We start from the raw sequence: 22343 nt of genomic DNA on the forward strand, positions 1-22343 counted from the left end.
CCGCGGGAGCGGCTACGGCGCGAGGACGAGCCCCTCGCGAGCGCAGGCTTCCACGGCCTTTCGCACCTCGATCTCCGCTACGCCCGTCGCCGCCGCCACGGCCTGCGTCGAGAGCCCCTCCACCGCCATCTTCAGCACCAGCAGCGTGCGCTCCTGGGCCGCCGCGAACCAGGTGTTGAGCTCCCGCGGGTGCCGCCACAGCAGCGCCATCTCGTCACCCGCGGCGGGAGCCGACGCCCTGCCCCGCTGACGCACGAAGGCGCAGAGCTGGAACGGGTGCTGGAGCACCGTGAGCGTGGGGTTCACCGTGAGCCGCTCCACGCGCTCCGGCACCTGCTCCTCCGAGGCGTACACCGCCCAGTCGGCCCACTCGAAGCGCGCGAGCGCGGGGACGAACTCCGGCAGCCCTCGCGCCTGCGCCACGTCCGCCACGAAGGCGGGGAAGGCCTCGCCCATGCGGTTCATCTCGTAGTGACGCCCGGGGCGCGTGGCGGTGTACGTCTCCACCAGCTGCTCCCAGCGCTCGGGCCCGACGCTCTCCTGGGTGATGGGGAAGAGCTTCTCGAGCGCGCCACGCACGTGCCCGCGCACGAACCGGCCATAGATGGCCACGCGCGAGGGCGCCGCGTCCCAGCCCGGGTGCGCGGCGCGCAATTGCTCCACGCTGGAGCCGCCGCCCAGGTAGTCCGCCATCGAGTCGAAGAAGTGCCGCAGCCCGGGCTTCATCGCGCCACCTCCCGCAGCACGGCGCGCGCCTGATCGGCCTGATCCAGCACCGCCTCCATGGATGGGATGTCCTGATCCCACTCGATCAGCGTGGACACCGGCCCGGTGCGCTCCAGCACGTAGCGGTAGAGCGACCAGACCTCGTCGCAGACCGGCGCCCCGTGCGTGTCGATGATGACGTCCGGGTAGCGCTCGTGGCCCGCCAGGTGGATCTGCACCACGCGCTCCAGGGGCAGCGCGTCCACGAAGGCCCGCGGGTCATACCCGTGGTTCTGAGCGTTGACGTAGATGTTGTTCACGTCCAGCAGCAGCCCGCAGTCGGCCTGCTCGACCACGTGCCGCAGGAAGGCGGCCTCCTCCAGCGTGCCGCCCGGCATGCGCGCGTAGTAGCTGGGGTTCTCCAGCAGGAAGGGGCGCCCCACCCGCGCCATCACCTCGCGCACGCGCGGCACCACGTACTCGACCGCCTCCTCGTTGAAGGGCAGCGGGAGCAGATCATGCAGGTGGATGCCCCCCAGCCGCGAGTAGCACAGGTGATCCGAGAAGAAGGGCGCGTCCACCCTCCGCACGAGCGCCCCGAGCCGGGTGACGTAGTCCTCGTCCAGCGGATCCGGCCCGCCGATGTTCAGCCCCACGCCGTGCGGCAGCACCGTCCAGCGCTCGGCGCACGCGTCCAGGGCCCGCTGCGAGCGGCCGCCCAGGGTGAGGAAGTTCTCGGGGATGATCTCCAGCCAGTCGAGCGCCCGCTCGGTGCGCGGCAGGGCCTCGTAGAAGCCGCGGCGCAGGCCGATGCCGGCTCCCAGGGGGGTGAGTCCATGCCTCTGCGCGTAGCTCTGGGACACGTGGAGATCCTCTGACAGGGAAAACAACACGGGCGGCGGGAAGTCTCCTCCCCACCGCCCGCGTCAGCTACGGCAAGTGACTACTTGTTGCCGCTGCAGGAACCGGAGCCGCACTTGCCCTCGCCGCCCTTCTCCTGGGTGGCGGCGGGGGTGCCGGCCGCGTCGGTGCCCTCGGGCGCCTTCTGGCCGCTGCACTGGGAGTCAGCGCCCTTGGCCTCGGTGGCGGCGCCCTCGGAGGCCTTGTTGGACGCACAGCCGGTGGCCAGCGCGCCGAGAGAGAGGGTACCGACGATGGCAGCCAGAGCCTTGACGTTCATGGATGATTCCTTTCGGAACTGCGTTGGGGGTACTGCGTTGAGGGTACTGCTCTGAGTCCTACTACAGCTTGAACTGCGTGGAGCCCCAGGCGTCGACGGAGACTTCGGCGGTCTCGCCAACCTTGAGGATCAACGCCTCCGTCCGCTTGATGCCGTAGGCCTCCAGCGGAATGCGGAACCTGGCGCGCACGCGGAGCAGATCGCCCGGAGCGCGATTCTTCGTCTCGGCGCTCTCCTGGAAGTAGACGGTGGTGACCTCCACCGGCTCCTCGCGCGTCACGCCATGAATGGTGAACCGGCCCTTCGTCTGGACCTTCAAGGGCTTGCCGTTCTCGAGGGCCGCGGGCAGCGCCACGTCCTTGAACTCGAAGACGATGTCCGGGTACTTCGCCGCGTCCAGCCAGCGATCATTCTGGAGGTGCCCGTCACGCGCCTCGTTGCCCGTCTTCAGCGAGCTGACCGGGACGGAGAACTTCCCCGTGGCCTTGCCGTTCTGCACCACCACCGAGCCCTTCACCGAGTTGGACAGGCCGTTGATGACCTCCAGCGGCGCGTCGAGCATGAAGGTGACGGTGTCGCGGTGGCTCTCATCATTGAAGTTGAAGGTCTGGGTGCCGGCGGCGGGCGCGGGCCTGGCCTGCGCGCCCGCGATCAGGGGCATCAGGGTGACGAGCATCAGCACTGAGGAACGGACGAACATGGGAGCCTCTCTTCTACGGATGACGGGAGCACCGTGGATGCATGTTCTACGCAGAGGCCACCTCAGCGGTTACGGGCCGGAATCTTCCGCCGCGTCTACTACTGCGCGCTGCTGGCGCTCTGTCCGTCCAGTGCCTCACGCAACAGGCTGTCCCGAGCCGGTTGAAGCTTGACGCCGCCCGGGGTGGGCGTCACGCCGAGTTCTTCTAGCAAACCTTCAAGCCCTGCAAAAGCCGAACGATGGAGTTCCTCGTCCAGGATCCGCTGGAACAGGGGGCCTCCGGCCACCGCGTCCACCGCCGCCCCATAGGCCCCTACAGTGGCGGTGGATCCTTGCGTGGCCAACAATTCCAGGACGTGATCCAGCCCGCGCGCGTTGCCCGTGGCGCGTCGCAGCTCCACGTCGATGCGCAGGGCCAGGAACGCGCCCACCCAGTAGATGCCCGGCGGCTGGCTCTCGTCGATCATCTCCTGCGTGGTGCGCCCGTCGGCCTGCTCGCGGCCACGGCGGAAGCCCTTCACCAGCTCGTGCCAGGCGCGCTCGGCGGACTGTCTGCCGGAGCGGGCGCGCGCCACCTCCGTGAGATAGGTGGCCAGCCCCTCGGAGATCCAGGGCGTGCGCGGAAGGATCGTCGGGTGGGTCAGGTGCAAGAGCTCGTGGAGGGCCACCCAGTCGCCCACGAGCGCGGCGGGCGTGGTGTCCTGCCCCACCAGCAAGGCGACGCTTGGAGGAGAGCTCCACAGCACCATGCCGAAGACGTTGGCCTCGGCGCGGCCCGGCACGGGGTAGACGACGACGCTGACGCGCGGGTGCGGGAAGTTGCGCCGGATCGTCCGCACCTCCTCGCCCGTCTGCCGGAGCCACTCGCAGATCTGCGCATCCGTGAGGTGCGACATCCGTCCGACGATGGCCACATCCATCACCGCGTCCGTGAGCCGACTCTGGCAGCGCCGCCCACCGAAGCCGTGAACGCCCGAGTCCACGAGATCCTCGGCGGTGAGGCGATACAGCCCTCCGGGCCCGGCCTGCCATGGCAGCAGCGCCTCCACGCCCTGCACCGACAGCTCCACCCGCAGCCTGGGATCCGCCACGCGCGGGCGCATCAGCCAGGAGCGCCCGGTGACGAGCCAGTCGTCCCCCTGCCCCAGGCCGCCGGAGAAGCTCCACCAGCGTCCGCGGCCACGCGCTCCCAGCGGATAGTGGTAGCGCAGGAAGCGTGTGTTGGCCGGCACGCTCATGCCCTTCTCGCGCACAGGCAGCGCGCGGGCGTGCCCCGACTCGCTGTAGGCCCAGAGGGTCTCCACGGCGCCGTCCTGGGTGAAGAGGAACTCTCGCGGCGCGTTGTGGACGAGCACCACCTCCACGTCGAGCCCATGAGTGGGCTCGCGCGTATAGGTGACGTTGTAGCGCAGGCTCGAGGCCTCGCTCGTGGCGGCGGACGGACGCACGGCCTCCCTGCGACAGGAGGCCAGCCCCACGGCGAGGACGCTCAGGCACAGCCAGTGGACAGCGGGCCGCCCCGACATCAGAACAGGTGCAGCACCAGCCCGCTGCGCAGCTTGGGCTCGAACCACGTGGACTTGGGCGGCATGATCTCGCCCGCGTCCGCGATGGCCATGAGCTGATCCAGGCTCGTCGGGAAGAGCGAGAAGGCCACCTTCCACGCGCCGCCGTCCACCAGCCGCTCCAGCTCCTCCATGCCGCGGATGCCGCCGACGAAGTGGATGCGCGAGTCCTTGCGCGGATCGCCGATGCCCAGCAGCGGCTCCAGCACGTTGCGCTGGAGGATCGTCACGTCCAGCACGCCCGTGGGCGTCTGCTCGAACGTCCCCGGCTTCGAGGACAGCTGGTACCACTTGCCGCCCAGGTACATACCGAACTGGTGCACCTGCCCCGGCTTCTTCTGGGCGCCCTGCTTCACGTCGAAGCGCTCGCCCAGCCGCCGCAGCAGCTCCTCCGGCGACAGCCCGCGCAGGTCCTTCACCACGCGGTTGTAGTCGAGGATCTGCATCTGATCGTGCGGGAAGATCACCGCGAGGAACCGGTCATGCCCGCCGCCCTCGCCCCGCTTCTGGCGCAGCGCGTGAACGCGCGAGGCCGCCGCCGAGCGGTGGTGCCCATCCGCGATGTAGAGCGCCGGCACGGCGCGGAAGGCCTCCCGCAGCCGGGCGTTGAGCTCGCCGCGCACCACCCAGAAGGTGTGGCCGATGCCGTCCTCGGTGGTGAAGTCGTACTCGGGCGCGCCGCGCGTGCCCTCCTCCACCAGCGCGCCAATGGCCGACGAGGCGCGGTAGGTGAGGAACACGGGCTCGTCATTGCCGCCCAGATCGTCCACGTGCCGCGTGCGGTCGTCCTCCTTGTCCGCGCGCGTCAGCTCGTGCTTCTTGATGCGGCCGGCGTCGTACTCCTCCACGCTCGCGGCGGCCACCACGCCCGTCTGCACGTGCGAGCCCATCTTCTGCCGGTACAGGTAGAAGCACGGCTCGGCCTCCTGCCGCAGCCAGCCCTCGCGCTGGAAGAGGGCCAGGTTCTCACGGCCCTTGGCGTACACCTCGTCCGCGTGCTCGTCCGTGCCGGGCGGCAGATCGATCTCCGGCCGGGAGACGCGGAAGAAGCTGTGAACGTTGCCCTTCGCGTACGCGCGGGCCTCTTCGGCGTTCACCACGTCATAAGGAGGTGCTACGAGCTTCTGCGCCAGTTCCTTCGGGGGGCGGAGGCCACGGAAGGGACGGAGTTCGGCCAAGGAGTCGCTCCAAGTTCAGGGTCCGGCCCGGAGGCTGGCCCAAAGCCCCGGGCGATGCGAGCCTCATCTCGCCCATCTGTTTTTTCCATGGCGCACCGTGTCAGTAAAACGTTGACACCCAAAGCAGGAGCCAGCGGAGCACCCACCGCCTGTGCGCATGTAAGCCCCTGTAAATACGTCTACTTTCGGGAGATTGAACGTTCCGGGACTGTTGGAGGCCTGCTCGTTCGTTGCCCCTCTGACAGGGCCGCTCCCCTCCTGAAACGTTGATTGCAAATCGGTAAATCGGTTTGCAGAGTGGCCTCGAGCATGGCGGGTGCGGGCCTGAGCGCCCCGCCGTGTAGGACAAGGTAATGAACGAAAATGCTCTCAACGCCAACGTGGGCCTGAAGCTCCGGGGCCTGCGGCTGGCGCGCAACATCAAGCAGACGGATGCGGCGAAGGAACTGGGGGTGTCGCCGGCGTACCTGAACCTGATCGAGAAGGGCAAGCGGGTGATGCCCTTCCCGCTCCTGTGGAAGGCGCTGCGCTACTTCGACCAGGATCCGGAGCAGTTCATGTCCTCGCTGGGCGAGGGCCGAGTGGACGAGGCGCTGGCGAAGCTGTTGGACGAGCCTTTGCTCAAGAGCCTGGACATCGACTCGGAGTCGCTCCAGAGCCTGTCGGCGGAGCCGAAGCTGGCGGGCACGGTGGCCGCGCTGTTCAACCTCTACAAGAACACGCGCACGCAGCTGGAGAACGTGCTGGCGCAGCTGTCCAACGAGGAGCGCACGCGCACCCAGTCCAATGACGGGCCGGGCGTGCGCTATGACTACTCGCCCTTCGACGAGGTGAGTGACTTCCTGGAGTCCCACCGCAACTACTTCCCCGAGCTGGAGGAGCAGGCGGACGCGCTGCGGCGGGACTTGAAGCTGGAGCGGGTGCTGACCAGCGCCCAGCTCATCCGCCTGCTGGAGGAGCGCTTCGGCTTCCAGGTGGGGTTCGAGCGCGGCCCGAGCGGCTCGTCGGTGGTGCGGCGGCTGGATCTGGACGAGCAGACCCTCACGCTGTCGCCGGACCTGACGGAGCAGCCGCTGAAGTTCCAGATCGCCACCTCCATCGGGCTGCTGCTGATGGACCGCTCGAAGCTGGTGGAGCGCATCGTCGGCGCCGGGCGCACGCGCCACGCGGAGACGCAGCGGCTCATCAAGGTGAACCTGGCCAACTACTTCGCCGGCGCGCTGATGCTGCCCTACGGGGACTTCTTCAAGGAGGTGGAGCGCACGCGCTACGACGTGGAGCTGCTCTCCAGCATCTTCGGCACCACGTACGAGACGGTGGCGCACCGGCTGTGCAACCTCTCGGACCCCAAGCGCATGGGGCTGCCGTTCCACTTCCTGCGAGCGGACATCGCCGGCAACATCTCCAAGCGCTACAGCGGCACGGGGCTGAAGTTCGCCACGGGCGGCGGCTCGTGCGGCAAGTGGGCCGTGCACCTGGCCTTCCTCAACCCGGGCCAGCTCACGCGGCAGTACTCGATGATGCCGGACGGGGCCACGTACTTCTGCTTCGCCAAGGTGCAGCTGCAGCCCATCGAGGGCTCCATCGTGAAGGGCACGGCGTACTCCATCGGCCTGGGCACCCACGCGGAGAACGCGAAGTACCTGGCCTACGGGCTGCCGACGAACGACCTGCGCAAGGACGCGGTGGCCACGGGCATCACCTGCCGCTTCTGCGAGCGGACCGACTGCAACCAGCGCGCGGCGGCCAGCTACCGCTTCGCCTTCGCCTTCGACGAGTACACGAAGAAGGACTGCTTCTTCTCGCCGCTGCTGGTGCACGAGAAGAACGACAAGGGCGAGCGCGGGGAGAACGGCGAAAGGAATGGGGCCGATAAGAACGGCCGACAGGAACTGCTGGACAAGCAGGCCCGGCGCCGTAACAAGAGCGAGTCATGAGCCTGTCGGACACCGAACGCGCCCACATCGAGACCGCCCTCCAGAAGCAGCGAGACGCGCTGGCCACCCTGCGCTTCACCGGCAGCCCGGCGGAGGTGGCCCAGGGCCTCATCCAGCTGGCCGAGCTGCACGGCATGCTCGAGGACCACGCCGCCAGCCGTAAGCACTACGAGGAGGCGCTGAGCCTGTTCCGGACGGCGCACCACAAGCAGGGCCAGGCCCAGGCGCTGTACGGGCTGGGCGTGGCGCGCGCGCAGTTCGAGGACCACAAGGGCGCCATCGAGTGGATCGCCCAGGCCGCGGCCCTCTACAACGAGGTGAAGGACAAGGAGGGCGAGGCCCTGTGCCGCGCCTGCATCGGCGAGAGCCTGCGCGCGCTGGGCCACCGCGACGGCGCCGAGGAGAAGTACCAGGAGGCGCTCATCCTCTTCCGGCAGACGCGCAACACGGACCGGGTGGCCGCGCTGCTGATGGACATCGGCGACCTCCGCATGGAGGCCGGTGACTACAAGCGCGCCCGCGAGCGCTTCCTGGAGGCGCTGACGATCCTGGAGAAGAAGGGCGACGAGCCGGAGCCGCTGGCGCTCTGCCAGCTCCTGCTGGGTGAGGCGGAGGGGCTGCTCGGCAACCACGACGCGGCCCGGCCGCACCTGCTCGAGGCGGTGGAGCTGTACTCGCAGTTGCACGATCACGTCTTCGAGGCCCGGGCCCGGTGGGACCTGGGCATCGCCTGCTTCCAGCAGAAGGACCTGGCCGCGGCGAAGGAGCAGTTCGAGGCCGTGCTGCCGCTCTACGAGGAGCAGGGCCGCGCCGACGAGGCGGAGAAGGTGCGCAAGGTGCTCGCGCACTTCGCCACCCGCAGCGCGTGACTCAGGCGCTGATGCCGGCACCCACCGCGATGGCCAGCAGCCCGAGCACGCCCGCGGCGTAGAGCGTGTAGCGCCACTCGCCGCGCAGCCCGAGCATGGTGCCAGCCACCACCAGCCGCGCCACCGGCGTCACCAGCAGCAGCGAGGCCGCGCCCTTGCGCAGGGTGTCGATGGCCACGTGCACCGCCTCGGACTGGGGCAGCACCTCCAGGCCCAGCGACGCGAGGAACATGCTGCCGCTGATCAGCGCGCCGCCTCGGAGGATGCGGGCGATCCACCGCTCCCCCGCCATCGCGCGTCCGAGCCTCGCCGGGGCCTGCGCGGGCACCGCCGCTGGAGTCTCCGTCTCCGTCACCACCGCGTTCGCCTTGGCCACCGCCTCCATGGGCGGAGGCGTCGGTGCCGCGGCCTCGCTCACTTCCACACGCTCGGCCACAGTCCCTCCCCTCCCTTCCAGAACATCTGCGTCGCCACCAGGAGCAGCACCAGGGCGAAGAGCTTCTTGAGCACCGCCGTGGGCACGCGCGGCATCAGCCGGCTCCCGAGATAGGCCCCCCCGAGCACGCCCACGATCAGGGGCGAGACGAGCGCCAGCTTCACGTGTCCGCGCCAGGCGTAGGAGGCCACGCTCGCGGCCCCCGTCACGCCGATCATCAGGTTGCTCGTGGCGCTGGCCACCTTGAAGGGCACCCGCATCCCATAGCTCATCAGCGGCACCTTCAGCGGCCCGCCGCCGACACCCAGCAGCGCCGACAGCCCGCCCGCCACGAACGAGCCGGAGACGCCCAGCGGGTAGTTCACCGGGGTGTACCCCGTCGTCACCGGCTCCTCGCGGCGCGAGCGCACCAGGAGGATCTGCAGGGCGACATAGAGGGTGAAGAAGCCGAACACCACCGCGACCATGGCCGGAGCCAGGTAGGCCGCCACCAGGCCTCCGGCGATGGCGCCGACCACGGTGGCCAGCTCCAGCGAGAGCCCCAGGCGGATGTCACTCAGGCGGTTGTCCACGTAGCTGGCCGCGGAGGCGCACGAGCTGGCCACCACGCACATGAGGCTCGCGGGCACCGCCTCCTCCAGCGGCAGGTGGAAGCCGAACACCAGCGCCGGCACCAACACCACCCCACCGCCGATACCGAGCAGCGCGCCCGTCAGGCCCGCGAGACCACCCGCGGCGATGAGGAGGAAGACCGTCATTCTCCAGGAGGATAGGGGCGCGATCCGGGTTCGGATAGCGGCATTCCCCCTGGCCCCCAGTGCTCGCCTGGTCGGCCGCTGACCTCGAGCTCGCCTCTTGGACTCGAGGCCAGCGCGAACGTTCGGCAGCGGGCAACGCAGACGCCGGATCAGGCGGCGTAGGCGCCGATGGTGCCCTCGGGGAACTCCTCGAGAAAACGCGCGCGCGTACGCGGCGTGAACGTGCCGCGAGTCATGTAGGCCAGCAGGCGACGGAGGATGCTTCGCGTCTGCTCCAGCGCGGCGTCCACCTCGGCGGCGAAGTCGAAGCCGTCATGCCGGTACAGCTCGTGGAAGCTCAGCTGCGAGTAGGCCGGCAGCGCTCGGGTCCGCCCCAGCGGGCTGGAGAGCACCATCCCCATGAGGTAGAGCCCCCGCACCCACCCGTCCACCTGCGCCTTCGTGGGAGCCTGCCCCACCCGCTCCTGCGAGGACAGCCGGACGAGCTCGTAGATGCCGCGGCCGATGCCCCGGTAGGGAAAGCTGGCGCTCTTGATGACCTGGAAGCGCTCGCGCAGGCGCGGGGTGCCGAGGATCTCCATGCCGTGCAGCTCGCGCAGATAGAAGAGCGTCTGCGCCCACTCGAGCTGCCGGTGGGCGTCCAGCACCGACTCCTCCTTGCGCTTGTGGCGCGCCACGAGCCGATCCACCTCCGGGTGCAGCCGCCGATCCAGGCACAGGTGCGTGAAGTAGCCGGCCAGCACCGCCAGGCCGGGCTCGGTGCCCACCAGGGCGCCGGTGGCCACCAGCTCGCCCATCTTCAGCCCCAGCCCCACGGGCGCGCGCTCGTGGTACAGCCGCGCGAAGGGCGGCAGATCCTTCTCGGGCAGCAGCGCCGACAGGCCGCCCCGTAGCCCCTCGCAGACCGGTAGATCCGGCAGCGCCGCGCCGAAGCGGGCATAGGGCAGATCCTCGGCAAGGGCCCGTGCGATGTCGGGTGGCAGGTTGCCCGGGTGGGCGGCGAGCTGCTCGATGGCGGTCAGGTGCAGCAGCAGCGTGGGCATACGCGGTAAGAGCTACCCAGCGCGACGCGTCAATGCAACGTTCACGTGAAGCCGAAGCTTTGAGACCAACAAGGGCGGCGCTACAGTCCGCGCCGTTTTTCCTACCCCCAGGAGTACATCCTCACCATGAACTTCAGCTTCGTCCCGGGTGACGCCGTGCGGGCAGGCGGCGCCATGCTCGTCATTCCCTTGCTCGATGGAGACCTCGGGGACTCCGCGCCCGCCGCGCTGGTGGACGCCGACAAGGCCCTGGACGGCAAGCTGCGCGCCGCCGCGACCCAGGAGGGCTTCAAGGGTAAGGCGGATCAGTCCCTGGTGCTCCACACGCTGGGTCGGCTGCAGGCCGAGCGGGTGATGCTGCTGGGCCTGGGCGCTCGCGCCAGGACGACGCCCGAGGTGCTGCGGCTGGCGGCCGGACGCGCCGCGAAGATGGCCCAGAAGCTCAAGCTGACCGAGCTCACCTTCGTCGTCCCGGAGACGGCTCCCGCTCCGGTGGCCGTGCGCGCCATCGTCGAGGGGCTGATGCTGGGCGTGTACAAGTTCGACCGGTACAAGACGACCGGCGGCAAGGAAGAGAAGAAGGCGCCGGGGCTGGGCGCGGTGCGGCTGGTGCTGCCCCAGGGCGCGAGCCAGGGCGCGGAGCTCGAGGAGGCGGTGGAGTTGGGCCGCGACGTGGCGCAGGCCACCAACTGGGCGCGAGACCTGGTGAACGAGCCGGCCAACGTGGTGCACCCGGACCGGCTGGCCCAGGCGGCCCAGGAGGTAGCGAAGGCGGCGGGCCTGAAGGCCACCATCGGCGGGCGCCGGGAGATCGAGCGGCTGCGGATGGGCATGTTCCTGGGCGTGGCGCAGGGCAGCGCCCACGAGCCGAAGCTGATCCACCTCTCCTACGTGCCGAAGAACCCCAAGGACGCCAGGCGCGCCCCGGTGGCGCTGGTGGGCAAGGCCATCACGTTCGACTCGGGCGGCCTGTCGCTCAAGCCGGCCGACTCGATGGTGGAGATGAAGACGGACATGGCGGGCTCGGCGGCGGTGCTGGCGGCCATGCGCGTCATCGGCGAGCTGCAGCCGCCCTTCCCCGTCCACGCCTTCATCGGCGCGTGCGAGAACATGCCCTCGGGCACCGCGTACCGGCCGGGCGACATCCTCACCTCGCGCCTGGGCAAGACGGTGGAGATCACCAACACGGACGCCGAGGGGCGGCTGGTGCTGGGCGACATCCTCACCTGGGCCGTCGAGCACAAGCCGGCGGCCATCATCGATCTGGCCACGCTGACGGGCGCCTGCGTGATTGCCCTGGGCAACTACATCGTCGGCGCGTTCGGCGATCACGACGCCACGGTGGAGCAGGTGCTGTCGGCGGCGAAGGCGGCGGGCGAGGAGCTGTGGCGCATGCCCGTCACGGAGCTGCAGAAGGACGCGCTGCGCTCGGAGGTGGCGGACATGAAGAACTCGGGCGAGCGCTGGGGCGGCGCCATCAACGCGGCCCTGTTCCTCAAGGAGTTCGTGGGCGACACGCCGTGGGTGCACCTGGACATCGCCGGCCCGTCCACCAGCCCCAAGGAGCGCGGCTACTTCAACAAGGGCGCCACGGGCGTCGGCGTGCGCACGCTCGTCGAGTTCGTGCGGCAGCGCGCGGCCTCGCCCGAGCAGGAGCCGGCGCGGGAGACTGCCGCTGCCGCCAGGCCCGCCAAGGGCAAGGCCCGGAGCAAGACGGCCCGCGCCTGAGAGCCGCTGTACGCCGGATGGGGTGAGGACCTCGCGCCTCACCCCTCCGTGCCAGACTAGCCGCGCTCCGGAATGGGACGCACGGCGCCGAAGAGGGCCTCCACGCTGCGCGTGACGTCCTCCGACGAGGACTCCGCCGGCCACGTGGCGAGCATCATGAAGACCCGGCCAGGGCTGCCCTCCGTCACCGCCACGCGGCCGTACACGTCCTCGCCCACCTGGAAGTTGAAGCCCACCGCGCTGTCGGACAGCGGGAGCGGCTCCGGATCCGAGGCGACGAAGCCCGGCTGCTCGCGCAGGCCCTGGTTCAGCCGCTCGGCGAACTGGGTGGGAGTGGCCACGGCGGGAGCCACCTGGAGCACCACCTGGGCGCCGCTGGTGCGGTGCTTGAGGACGACGGGGATGGCCATCCCCTCGGGAGAGTTCTGCTCCTCCGTCTCGTCGAGCTGCCACTCCGCGGTGGGCCGGACGATCTCGAAGCCCAGATCCTCATCCACGTAGCGGCGCGTCGAGGAGGCGTGGTCCTCCGCGGCCAGGGTGGCCTTCGCGGCCTGCGCCTCCTGAGCCACCCGCGGCCCCTTCACCGAGGAGCGCGAGGCCCCACACGCCGTGCACAGCGCCACCACGCCCAAGCCCAGCCAACCCAACCGACCCATGTCCCCACCCCCAACCCCAAGCCTGATCGCAAACGTGGGCACGGGCCGCGTGTGCGGCCAGTGGGGCTGTCGTGGGAGGTGGGCCTCCTGTCAGGCGGCGGAAACTTCGTCGGCGATCGCCCGGGCGGCGGCCACCGGATCCACCGCGGTGTGCACGGGTCGGCCGACCACGAGCAGATCCCCTCCGGCCCGGATCGCGAAGGCCGGCGTCTCCGCGCGGGCCTGGTCCCCCTTCTCCGCGCCCGCGGGCCGGATGCCCGGGGTGCACAGGAAGGGCGAGGGACCGAGCAGGCGACGCAGGCCCTCCGCCTCGCGAGGCGAGCACACCAGGCCATCCACCCCGGCGTCCACGGCGAGCCGCGCCAGCCGCTGGGCCGCCGCCTCCGGAGTGCCGGTGAGCCCCACCGCCGCCACGTCCTCGGCGGACAGCGAGGTGAGCACCGTCACCGCCAGCACCCTGGGAGGCGCGTGGCCCTGGGCCCTGGCGCCCTCGCGAGCGCCGCGCACCGCGGCCTCGAGCATGGCCTTGCCGCCCGCCGCATGGACGGTGAGCAGCGCCACTCCGAGCGCTCCGGCGCGAGCGGCCGCCAGCTCCACGGTGTTGGGGATGTCGTGCAGCTTCAGATCGAGGAACACCTTGGCGCCGAGCTTCTGGAACGCCGCCACGGCCGCCGGGCCATGCTCGACGAAGAGCGAGAGCCCCACCTTGGCGTAGCCCATGTGCGGCGCCACCCGCGAGTACAAGGAGAGGCCCTGCTCCAGCGGCAGATCCGCGGCGAGGGCGAGCCGCTCACGGGCGGCGGGAGAAGTGCTCACGTCAGTCCTTCCTGGAGGGCGCGGTAGGTCAGCGCCAGCTGGTCCGCGAGATCCTTCGGTAGCACGTTCTGCGCGGAGAAGAGCGCATAGGACACGAACGCGTCGAGCGCCTCCAAGGTCAGCGCGCGAGAGAGCGCCTCGTCTCCGCACGCCACGTTGCGGCGGATCTGCTCCACGTCCACGCGGCCCTCCGCGTCGAGCAGCACGCTGGCATACGCGTCCTCCAGCCCCGCGGGAGGCGACTTGAGGAAGCCCTGGAACATGCCCACGTCGCGGCCCATCTCCTGGACGGCGCGGAACACCAGCGAGAGCAGCAGGTTGTAGCGCTCCTCGGGGCCGAGCATCTCCGAGGCCATCATGTCCATCGTGGCCGAGGGCTCGGCCTTCGGCTGGGGTGGCGGCGCCTCGGGCTCGACGACGAGCGAGCCCCCGCGCACGCGCTCCTCCACCCAGGTGAAGAAGGCGTGGAGGCTGCCCTCGTACGCGGCGCGCAGCTCCTTCAACGTCACGCCCGGCCGGGCCTTGGCGGCCAGCGCCTCCTCTCCCGGCGCGAAGCCGCCCTTGCCCACCCGCAGCCGCAGGTCATCCGGGAACTGGCGGCGCAGCCGGTTGGTCGCCTCGCCGCGCTTGATGCCCTGGATGACGAGATCCTTGGTGCGCTCGGGCAGCTTGACGACGTCGCTCACCGGCGCCTGGGCCTCCAGGAAGAGGAAGCTGCCCTCCATCATCTCGAAGAGGTTCAGCACCACCTCGCGCACCAGGAACGTCATGGCGTTGTAGAGGTTGGCCTCGGAGACCATCTCCTCGGTGGTGAGCACCTGGCCGATGCGCCGCGTGGGCGTCACCAGGCTCACCGCGCGGGTGAGCTGATCCGAGGTGAGCAGCCCGAGCTGCACGAGCGCGGCGCCCAGCCGCTCGTAGCGCTCGGTGGAGGTGGCGAACACCACCTGCCCGTCCCGGAACGTCACCGTGCGGCGCAGCGGCCCGTGCTGGACGATGAGCTGTCCGCTGCGGATGCCCGACAGGACGTAGGAGAAGACATCCTCCATGAAGAGCGAGCCCAGATTGCCGGCGAAGAAGCCGATCAGATCCGGTGGCTCTCTGAGGAGGATCATCCCTTCGGGCGAGTGAAAATGCGCCGCGTAGGGACGGGTCGGCGACATGCCGACGGTGAGCGGCCGCTCGAGCTCGAGAGCGGCCGACTCACCGGTGATGCGAGGAGTGGCTTTGGGGCGTGGAGGTGCCACGCTTCCAGTCTACTTCTTCTTCTTCAGCTCGGAATCGATGATGGTCTTGAATTCCTCGGCGGGCACCGCGCCCGACAGGACGATGCCGTTGATGAAGAAGGCTGGGGTCCCGCTGACCCCCACCTTCTCGCCATCGGCCATGTCCTTCTTGACCAGCTCGGCCTTCTTGCCGGAGTCCAGGCACTCGTTGAAGCGAGCGGTGTCCAGGCCGAGGTCCGCGGCGTGCTTCTTCAGGTCATCCACCGTGAGCGCCTGCTGATTGGCGAACAGCTTGTCGTGGTACTCCCAGAACTTGTTCTGGTCCGCGGCGCACGCGGAGGCCTCGGCGGCCTTGGGCGCCTCCTTGTGGAAGCTCAGCGGGAAGTGGCGGAACACCAGGCGGACCTGGTCGCCGTAGCTCTTCACCACCTCGTCCACGGTGTTCTTGGCGCGGCTGCAGAACGGGCACTGGAAGTCGCTGAACTCCACGATGGTGACCGGAGCGTTCTCCGGGCCCTTCGACGGACCGGTGGCCGCCACCTGCACGCGCTTCTCGGGCAGGGAGATCTGCACGTCCGCCTTGCTCTTCAGGTCGGTGAACAGGGCCTGCGCCTTCTCGCGCCGGGTCTGCTCGGTGAGCATCTTGACGATCTCGGGCTTGACCTGCTCCACCGTCACCTCGGGGGGCAGCTGGCCGGAGGCCTTGGCCTGCTCGAAGATCTTCTTGATCTCGTCGTCGCCCGGCTGGGCGACCTTGTCCTCCACCTCGGCCTTGAGCAGCGCGTCCTCGTTGGCCAGGCCGCGCTTCTTGGCCTCCGCCTGCACGAGCTTCTCGATCACGTAGCCCTCGAGGCCGCGCTTGATCATCTCCTGCTTGCGCTTCTCGAGGTCCATCAGCTGCGGCCCGATGCGGCCAGCGAGCTCACCGTAGGTGACCTTCTGCTCGGCGCCATCCACCTTGTAGGTGGCGACGACCTGCTCCGGAGGCAGATCGCACTGAGCCCCGGAGGCGCCAGCGGCGGTGGTGGTGGGATTGGCCGCGGGCGTCGTCTGCTTGTTGCAGCCGGCGGCGAAAGAGGCCGCCAGGAGCGCGGCAAGGACAATTCGGGAGGGACGCATGGACATGGGTCCGGCGTCTTAATCGAGGTGTCCAGTGCCTCGCAAAAGAAACTTCCGATCAGGCGACCAGCGGCTCCAGGTCCCGTCCGCTCGCCAGCTCGGGCAGGCGCACCTCTGCTCGCTCCACGTCCGCCGGCCGGCCCTGGACGAGCTCGTAGCAGCTCGGGTCCGACAGCACCTTCTGCACCAGCTTGTGGTTGAGCGCGTGCCCCGTCTTGAACACCTTCAGGTGGCCGATGACGGGCCGCCCGAAGAGGGACACGTCCCCGATGGCGTCGAGGATCTTGTGCCGCACGAACTCGTCCGGGAAGCGCAGCCCGTCCGGGTTGAGGATGGAGGACTCGTCCACGACGATGGCGTTGTCCAGCGAGCCGCCGCGCGCCAGCCCCAGCTTCTTGAGCATCTCCACGTCCCGCAGGAAGCCGAAGGTGCGCGCGCGGGAGATCTCCCCGGAGAAGCAGCGGTCGCTCAGCTCGAGCTCGAAGGACTGGCTGGAGATGAGCGGGTGCTTGAAGTCGATGGTGCAGCTGACGCCGAAGCGGCGGGCGGGGACCAGCGAGGCCTCCTTGTCGCCCTCCGTCACGGTGACGGGCTTCTTGATGACCAGGTAGCTGCGCCGCCCCTCCAGCTCGCGCACGCCCACGCTCGTCACCATCTGCACGAAGTGCTCGGCGCTGCCGTCCATGACGGGCACCTCGGGGCCATCCAGCTCCACGCGCACGTTGTCGATGCCCAGCCCCGCCAGCGCCGACAGCAGGTGCTCCACCGTGCCCACCTTCACGCCGTCCTTGCCCAGGGTGGTGGCCAGCGCGGTGTCCACCACGAACTCGGAGCGCGCCGGGATGGCGACCTGCCCCGCCAGGTCCGTGCGGACGAAGACGATGCCGTGATCGGCCGGAGCCGGCCACAGCGTGAGGTTCACCGGAACGCCCGAGTGGAGCCCTACGCCCTTGCAGGAGACGGGCTCTGAGATGGTGCGCTGGTAGTCGGGGAACAAAGGCATTGCGGTGTCGCCTCTCTCACGCTGCTCGCTACGGCCTGTCTTACCGCCCGGGCCCTGGCTACGGGCCCGAAACGTTCACTTCTGGATCTGAAACGCCGCACTGACGAGAGCAAGCCCCATGCCACCCTGCCTGTAACCCCACCCATTCCAACGTGCCGCAGGGATTCCACTCAAACCCCTGAAACTCCAGGGATTTCTCCCATCCTGGCGCAGCGACTGCGTGCTGCGCGCGGCCTTCCCCCTCAACTCACTGGGTCCCTCCGCCCCCGACCGTGACATCCGTGTCCGGAAATCCTCGCCCAGACACCCCGGACTTGTGACCTGGTGGACACCTGCCCGTGATGCAATGCGGCGGGTCCATAGCGCAAGGGACCGGTTGGAGGCAATCGCTCCTCCAGTTGGGAGCCCCAGCACTGGGAGTGATTCGCGAGGGAAGCGCTCAGCGGCTGGCGGGCGCCAGGAAGCGATCCCGGAGGGCCTCGGCTTCTTTGCGATCAAAGGATCGGCCCTGGAGGGCGACGCGGCGGCTGACCGAGGTGAAGGTGTGCTCCAGCGTCGGCGTGAACTGGCGAAGGTCCTCGGCGAGCCGCTGGCGGATGCTGGGGCCCTCGGGCGGCCAGGGCAGCTCCACGAGGAGCGCGGCGAAGCGGTCGAAGGCCTCGTAGTCCGAGTAGCGCAGCAGCTGGTAGCTCACGTCCTGGAAGTAGCTCAGGAAGGACTTGAAGGCCGAGAGGGCCGCCTCCGCGGCGGCCACATCCTCCGAGCGCAGCGCCAGCTCGGTGCCGCGGCACAGCTGGCCGAAGACCCACAGATCCTTGCGCAGGCGCCAGGCCATGGACTCCTGGGCCACCAGCTGCTGGAAGGCCTCCTCGCCGGTGGCGGCTCCGGGCTCGAGCGCCTCCACCAGGGCCACCACCTGGGCGCGGAAGAGCGCGGTGAAGGCGATGGCGGCCTTCATGGGCGCGTCCGGATGGGCCTCCAGATCGACGAGCACCTCGCGGGCGATGCGGTTGGTCTCCTTGGCGATGTCCCGCGCGGCGCGGAGGCTGGCGGCCTTCAGGCGCTTGGGGCCCACCTGGGTGGCCAGCTCGTTGCGAAGGAAGCCCATCAGGCTCACGGCCTCGCTGCGCACCAGGGCGAGCACCACGCGCGCGCGCCGGGGCGTGGAGTCGTCCCCCTCCCGGCCCACATAGGAGAGGTAGCGCAGCAGGCGGAAGAGGCCGAGGAAGGCGACGGTGAAGGGAGCGCGGATGTCCTGCGGCTGGCTGGCGAGCAGCTCGAGGACGCGCACCGAGCGGAGACGGTCGTACTCGATGCGGAACTCGAGCGGCCGGAAGGGGCGGAAGTAGCGGTTGAGGACGATCTCCCGCAGGGCCAGGTTGCCCACGTCGGTGAAGAGGGCCAGGCCGCACACGGGCAGCTTGAGCAGGTGATCGATGAGGTTGCGCAGGGACTCGAAGGCCTCGCGCAGGACGAAGAGGCTCTCCTGGGGGGTCTCCTGGTCGAGCTCCTCCTCGATGAAGGCGCGGCGGACGCGGTCATCGGCGAGCTGGGTCTCCACGTACTTGCGGAAGACGCGCTTGGAGTCCGAGTCCGGATCCAGCAGGCGGCGGCCGATGCGGATGGCGCGGTGGATGGCGTCGCGGACGTCCTCGAGCTCCTCGTGGAAGTCCCGGGTGACGAGGGGGCGCTCCTGGGAGTCCACCACCACGTTGTGGAGGTTGAAGTAGCGCTCCACGCCACGCAGGAGCATCTCGAACTCGAAGAGCTGCTCCTCGCGGCCCTCGATGCTGACGCCGCGCAGCCAGCGCTCGCGCTCGGCGAGGACGCCGACACGGGAGCCCTGCGAGGTGCGTACCAGATCCGCGTAGAAGTCCCGGGCGACGCGGGGCGTCGTCTGGGAAGGCTCCTTCGCGCGTACCTGGCTCATCGTGGGGAGATCCCTATCAGAAGAGGCTGCCCTGAGGTGAGGCGGGAGGGGGGGCCTTCTTGAAATAACCGTAGGCTCGGTGGGTGGCCATGCGGCCTCGGGGGGTGCGCTGGAGGAAGCCTTCTTGGAGCAGGAAGGGCTCGTACACGTCCTCGATGGTGTCGCGCTGCTCGCCCACGCTGGCGGCGATGGTCTCCACGCCCACCGGGCCGCCGCCGAACTTCTCGATGATGGTCAGCAGGATCTTCCGATCCATGGCGTCCAGGCCGCTGGCGTCCACCCCGAGCCGATCCAGCGAGCTACGGGCCAGCTCCTGGGTGATGCGGCCCTCGCCCTCCACCTGGGCGAAGTCTCGCAGCCGGCGCAGCAGGCGGTTGGCGATGCGGGGCGTGCCGCGCGAGCGGGTGGCCATCTCCTTGCTGGCGTCGCGGTCCAGGGGGATGCCGAGGATGCGCGCCGAGCGGTTGAGGATGAGCTCCAGGTGCCTGGGCTCGTAGTACTCCAGGCGCTCCTGGATCTGGAACCTGTCCCGGAGCGGTGAGGTGAGGAGGCCCGTGCGGGTGGTGGCGCCGATGAGGGTGAAGGGCGGCAGATCGATCTTCATCGCTCGGGCGGCGGGGCCCGTGTCGATGGTGATGTCCAGCCGGAAGTCCTCCATGGCGGGGTAGAGATACTCCTCGACGGCGGCGTTGAGGCGGTGGATCTCGTCGATGAAGAGGACGTCGCGCTCGTTGAGGTTGGTGAGCAGGCCGGCCAGGTCGCCCTTGCGCTCGAGCGCGGGGCCGCTGGTGACGTGGATGCCCACGCCGAGCTCGGAGGCGATGATGTGGGCCAGCGACGTCTTGCCCAGGCCGGGAGGCCCGGAGAACAGGCAGTGGTCGAGCGCGTCCTTCCGGTGGCCCGCGGCGCGCACGTAGACCTTGAGCTTCTCGACGACGGCGTCCTGCCCCACGTACTCCTCGAAGGTGCGGGGTCGGAGCGAGGCCTCCAGGCGGACGTCATCCCCCAGGGCCTCCTCGGACAGCGTCTCGGACTTGCGCTTCGTAGCCATTGCAGTGTTCACCCTACCAAGAACGGCGCGTGTGTCGTCGTCCATCTCCCGGGGATAGACTCGCGCGCCACACAGGCTGGCTGGCCAGGGAGCGCACGACGTGAAGGGTCTCGTCTTCGATCTGTCCATCCCCAAGTACGTGCTCGCCAAGGGGATCGGAGGGCTGTACCCGAAGGTGCACTACGGCGCGGGGAGCTGTCTGTCGCTGCGGGAGTTGCCCTCCCCCACTCCGCCGGGCCCCGAGTGGGTCCGCCTGCGGCCGCTGCTGGCGGGCCTGTGCGGCTCGGACATGTCGACCTTCTTCTTCAAGGCCAGTCCCCAGCTGGAGCCTTTCAATAGCTTCCCGGCGGTGCTGGGGCACGAGATCCTCGCCGAGGTGACGGCGCTGGGCCCCGAGACGCGAGTCGTGGAGGTGGGACAGCGCGTGGCGGTGAACCCGCTGCTGCCCTGTCGCCTGCGGGGCATCCAGCCGGCGTGCAAGCCGTGCGCATCGGGCCAGGAGAACGGGTGCGAGCGGACGGCGGACGGCTGCCTGGCGGCAGGGCAGATGCTCGGCTACCAGAAGGACCTGCCGGGAGGAATGGGCACGGAGATGGTGGCCCACCCGTCGCAGCTCCACGTGGTGCCGCAGGTGGTGTCGAACAAGGCCGGAGTGCTGGTGGAGCCGCTGGCGGTGAGCCTGCACGCGGTGCTCAAGGCCGGGCTGAAGGACGAGGACCGGGTGCTGGTGATTGGCGGCGGGCCGGTGGCGTTCGCGGCGCTGTGGGCCATCCGGGCGCTGGGGCACCGCAGCCACGTGACGCTGCTGGCGACGGAGGAGTACCAGCTGAAGCTCGCCCGGCAGCTCGGGGCGGATGAGGCGTTCCGGGTGCGGGATGACGAGACGGAGGCCCAGGAGGTGGCCCGGGTGACGGGGGCGCGGGTGTACAAGCCGGTCATCGGGCCGGTGGCGCTGACGGGGGGCTTCGAGGTGACGATCGACTGCATCGGGAGCGCGGCGTCGGTGCAGGACTCGCTGAGGTACACGCGGGCGCTGGGCCGGGTGGTGCTGGTGGGAGCGGCGGGCATCCTGGAGCGGGTGGACTGGACCACGGTGTGGCGTAATGAACTGACGCTGCTCGGTTCCTACGTGTACGGGCCAGAGAGCTTCCGGGGGGAGCGCAAGCACACGTTCGATCTGGTACTGGAGCTGCTGGCCCGCCGGGAGGGACCGGATCCATCCGTGCTCGTCACCCACACCTTCCCTCTCTCCCGATACCAGGAAGCGATCGAGGCAAACCTGGCTCGTGGGCGCTACCAGTCCGTGAAGACGGCTTTCGACCTGACGGTGACCGCATGACTTCGACCTTTCGACCCCTCCCCTCCCTCGCCGAGGCCCGTGCCGAGCGCGTGCCTGGACTCCGCCTGCAGCAGCTGCGCCGCGCGACGTTGGAAGCGCGCGAGGCCTTCGTGGCAGGCGGGCCAGTGGCCGCGGTGGCCACGTGCGACCTCATCACGTTCCCGTACCCGACGCAGTTCGCGTTCAGCGGGGCGGCGCTGTCTCCGGCGCCGTACGTGATGATGACGAACCGGATGCAGGTGGTTCAGTTCATGGAGGACGGGGAGCGGCGCACGCTGCTCTTCAACCCGAGCGACTACGAACGCGGGTACGCGGCGCCCTTCTACCGGAGCCTGCGCGAGCGCTACGGGAACTTCGTCTCGGACAAGGTGATGTCCACGCGGCACGGCTCGGTGCAGAGCCACCTGGCGGCGCTGGGGCTGACGCCGGAGGACGTGGACTACCTGGCCTTCGACCACCTGCACATCCAGGACGTGCGGGGGTGGCTTGGAGGCGATGGGACGTCGGCGTACTTCCCGAGGGCGAAGCTGCTGGTGCAGCGGGCCGAGTGGGAGGGCGCGAGGAACCTGCATCCGATGCAGGAGGTCTGGTACGTGCCGAACGGCACGGCGGGAGTGCCCGAGGACCGGGTGATTCTGCTGGATGGGGATGTGTGGCTGGGGCCGGGAGCGGCGATCCTGTCCACGCCGGGGCATACCTTGGGGAATATGTCCCTGGCGGTGGCGACGGACCGCGAGGTGTTCGTGGTGAGCGAGAACGGTGTGGCGACGGAGAGCTACACGCCGCTGCAGTCCGGCATCCCAGGCGTGCGGAGCTTCGCCGAGCACATGGGGCTGGAGGTGGTGCTCAACGGCAACACGCGCGAGCACTCGCTGGACCAGTACTCGTCGATGGTGGTGGAGAAGCTGTTCGCCGGGCCGTCGATGGTGGAGGGGGCGTACGTGAACTTCCACCCGTCCTCGCTACTGACGACGTCGATCCTGGCGCCGGGCCTGTCACCCACGGTGGTGCTGCCCGCGCCGAACTTCGGTGACGTGCGCCCGTCCGCTACGGCACGACGGGCTGCATGAGAAGACGAGTGGATACGCCGCTCCTTTGTGCGCC

21 protein-coding genes are annotated in these 22343 nt (G+C 69.6%); 5 read left to right on the plus strand and 16 right to left on the minus strand.

Features of this window, described 5'->3' with window-relative positions; all coding sequences use genetic code 11:
- Positions 1-12: 12 nt before the first annotated feature.
- The 6 genes from KY572_RS29520 to KY572_RS29545 all read right to left on the minus strand — a co-directional run bounded on the left by KY572_RS29520 (position 13) and on the right by KY572_RS29545 (position 5328).
- A complete protein-coding gene (locus tag KY572_RS29520) occupies positions 13-726 on the minus strand; it encodes an HvfC/BufC N-terminal domain-containing protein (protein ID WP_224246336.1) in 714 nt (237 codons plus the stop codon).
- Complete coding sequence (gene bufB / locus KY572_RS29525) at positions 723-1568, minus strand: MNIO family bufferin maturase (RefSeq protein ID WP_224246337.1); 846 nt, start codon at positions 1566-1568, stop codon at positions 723-725. The genes KY572_RS29520 and bufB overlap by 4 nt, the downstream gene beginning before the upstream one ends.
- 80 nt (positions 1569-1648) lie before the next feature.
- On the minus strand, positions 1649-1885 hold the full coding sequence (locus KY572_RS29530) for a hypothetical protein (RefSeq protein ID WP_224246338.1): 237 nt from the start codon (positions 1883-1885) through the stop codon (positions 1649-1651).
- Between the two features lie 61 nt (positions 1886-1946).
- Positions 1947-2585 (minus strand): YceI family protein, encoded by a 639-nt coding sequence (locus KY572_RS29535; protein WP_224246339.1) that lies wholly within the window; start codon positions 2583-2585, stop codon positions 1947-1949.
- 98 nt (positions 2586-2683) lie between these two features.
- Positions 2684-4033 carry a M61 metallopeptidase family protein gene (locus KY572_RS29540; protein ID WP_224246340.1) on the minus strand — a complete coding sequence of 450 codons (1350 nt, stop codon included), beginning with the start codon at positions 4031-4033 and terminating at the stop codon, positions 2684-2686.
- 77 nt (positions 4034-4110) lie between these two features.
- Positions 4111-5328: a DUF1015 domain-containing protein gene (locus KY572_RS29545; RefSeq protein WP_224246341.1), complete on the minus strand. Its 1218-nt coding sequence runs from the start codon at positions 5326-5328 to the stop codon at positions 4111-4113.
- A gap of 353 nt (positions 5329-5681) precedes the next feature.
- Between KY572_RS29545 and KY572_RS29550 the strand changes: the two genes are divergently transcribed.
- Together KY572_RS29550 and KY572_RS29555 are read left to right on the plus strand one after the other, a co-directional pair.
- Positions 5682-7265, plus strand: coding sequence for a helix-turn-helix domain-containing protein (locus KY572_RS29550; protein WP_224246342.1), 1584 nt, complete (start codon positions 5682-5684; stop codon positions 7263-7265).
- A complete protein-coding gene (locus KY572_RS29555; protein WP_224246343.1) occupies positions 7262-8134 on the plus strand; it encodes a tetratricopeptide repeat protein in 873 nt (290 codons plus the stop codon). Before KY572_RS29550 ends, KY572_RS29555 begins: the two co-directional genes overlap by 4 nt.
- A 1-nt stretch (position 8135) precedes the next feature.
- On the opposite strand, the gene KY572_RS29560 is transcribed toward KY572_RS29555, so the two are convergent.
- The 3 genes from KY572_RS29560 to KY572_RS29570 all read right to left on the minus strand — a co-directional run bounded on the left by KY572_RS29560 (position 8136) and on the right by KY572_RS29570 (position 10371).
- A complete protein-coding gene (locus KY572_RS29560) occupies positions 8136-8570 on the minus strand; it encodes a hypothetical protein (protein ID WP_224246344.1) in 435 nt (144 codons plus the stop codon).
- A complete protein-coding gene (locus tag KY572_RS29565; RefSeq protein ID WP_224246345.1) occupies positions 8549-9328 on the minus strand; it encodes a sulfite exporter TauE/SafE family protein in 780 nt (259 codons plus the stop codon). Before KY572_RS29565 ends, KY572_RS29560 begins: the two co-directional genes overlap by 22 nt.
- A gap of 149 nt (positions 9329-9477) precedes the next feature.
- Entirely contained in the window at positions 9478-10371 is an 894-nt protein-coding gene (locus tag KY572_RS29570) for a zinc dependent phospholipase C family protein (protein ID WP_224246346.1), read from the minus strand.
- 126 nt (positions 10372-10497) lie between these two features.
- On the opposite strand from KY572_RS29570, the gene KY572_RS29575 reads away from it, so the two are divergent.
- A complete protein-coding gene (locus KY572_RS29575; RefSeq protein ID WP_224246347.1) occupies positions 10498-12099 on the plus strand; it encodes a leucyl aminopeptidase in 1602 nt (533 codons plus the stop codon).
- A gap of 56 nt (positions 12100-12155) precedes the next feature.
- Here KY572_RS29575 and KY572_RS29580 read toward each other — a convergent pair whose 3' ends face one another.
- The 7 genes from KY572_RS29580 to ruvB form a co-directional block, all read right to left on the minus strand.
- Positions 12156-12755 (minus strand): hypothetical protein, encoded by a 600-nt coding sequence (locus tag KY572_RS29580; protein WP_224246348.1) that lies wholly within the window; start codon positions 12753-12755, stop codon positions 12156-12158.
- A gap of 90 nt (positions 12756-12845) precedes the next feature.
- Complete coding sequence (gene pyrF / locus KY572_RS29585) at positions 12846-13571, minus strand: orotidine-5'-phosphate decarboxylase (RefSeq protein ID WP_224246349.1); 726 nt, start codon at positions 13569-13571, stop codon at positions 12846-12848.
- Complete coding sequence (locus KY572_RS29590; protein WP_224246350.1) at positions 13568-14818, minus strand: DUF4388 domain-containing protein; 1251 nt, start codon at positions 14816-14818, stop codon at positions 13568-13570. The genes pyrF and KY572_RS29590 overlap by 4 nt, the downstream gene beginning before the upstream one ends.
- 9 nt (positions 14819-14827) lie before the next feature.
- Positions 14828-15916: a DsbA family protein gene (locus KY572_RS29595; protein WP_317987917.1), complete on the minus strand. Its 1089-nt coding sequence runs from the start codon at positions 15914-15916 to the stop codon at positions 14828-14830.
- A 58-nt stretch (positions 15917-15974) separates the two neighbouring features.
- Complete coding sequence (gene lpxC / locus KY572_RS29600; RefSeq protein WP_224246352.1) at positions 15975-16919, minus strand: UDP-3-O-acyl-N-acetylglucosamine deacetylase; 945 nt, start codon at positions 16917-16919, stop codon at positions 15975-15977.
- Positions 16920-17358: 439 nt separating this feature from the next.
- Complete coding sequence (locus tag KY572_RS29605) at positions 17359-18849, minus strand: hypothetical protein (protein ID WP_224246353.1); 1491 nt, start codon at positions 18847-18849, stop codon at positions 17359-17361.
- Between the two features lie 16 nt (positions 18850-18865).
- Positions 18866-19900, minus strand: a complete 1035-nt coding sequence (ruvB, locus tag KY572_RS29610; RefSeq protein WP_224246354.1) for a Holliday junction branch migration DNA helicase RuvB — start codon at positions 19898-19900, stop codon at positions 18866-18868.
- A gap of 100 nt (positions 19901-20000) precedes the next feature.
- Between ruvB and KY572_RS29615 the strand changes: the two genes are divergently transcribed.
- Both KY572_RS29615 and KY572_RS29620 read left to right on the plus strand, forming a co-directional pair.
- Positions 20001-21239, plus strand: coding sequence for a zinc-dependent alcohol dehydrogenase (locus KY572_RS29615; RefSeq protein WP_224246355.1), 1239 nt, complete (start codon positions 20001-20003; stop codon positions 21237-21239).
- Positions 21236-22309, plus strand: a complete 1074-nt coding sequence (locus tag KY572_RS29620; protein ID WP_224246356.1) for an MBL fold metallo-hydrolase — start codon at positions 21236-21238, stop codon at positions 22307-22309. The genes KY572_RS29615 and KY572_RS29620 overlap by 4 nt, the downstream gene beginning before the upstream one ends.
- Positions 22310-22343: the final 34 nt, after the last annotated feature.

The sequence above is a fragment of the Hyalangium gracile genome, assembly GCF_020103725.1.
Lineage (GTDB): Bacteria > Myxococcota > Myxococcia > Myxococcales > Myxococcaceae > Hyalangium > Hyalangium gracile.